This window comes from Variovorax sp. 01N429, assembly GCF_056399425.1.
This window is the reverse complement of record NZ_JBFTRG010000181.1, coordinates 1-399: the sequence shown is the minus strand read 5'-3', so window position 1 is coordinate 399 and position 399 is coordinate 1. Positions and strand designations below refer to the sequence as shown.

Here is a 399-nt window from a genome sequence, read left to right as displayed (position 1 = left end):
CGGTGCGGGTGGCTTCGTCGGGGTCGTCGCCGCGGAGGAGTTCGTGGCGGAAGCGGTGGAAGATCAGCAGGGCGTAGTCGACGCCGACGCCCAGGCCGACCAGCATCATGATCGGCGGGGTGAAGTCGGCGACGGTCGCGGCGTGCGAGGCGAGCGTGATGAGGCCGACCGCGCTGCCGAGCGCGAACAGCGCGGTGAGCAGCGGGAGAGCGGCGGCCAGCAGGGAGCCGAACAGGAGCACGAGGATKACCAGGGCGGCGAGCATGCCGGCGCCTTCGGCGCCGCCGCCGCCGGATTCCTCGGCGTCCCGGACCGCGCCGCCGCCGAGTTCGACGTCCAGTCCGTCGGAGCCTGCCTTGTCGGCGAGGTCGATGAGGGTGCGGATGTCTCCCTTGGGAA

1 protein-coding gene is annotated in these 399 nt (G+C 72.4%); it reads right to left on the bottom strand.

What is annotated here, in order from left to right; all coding sequences use genetic code 11:
• Positions 1–399, bottom strand: a 399-nt coding sequence (locus tag AC1DSF_RS31155) for an MMPL family transporter (RefSeq protein WP_478184172.1), incomplete at both ends; no start/stop codon positions are given.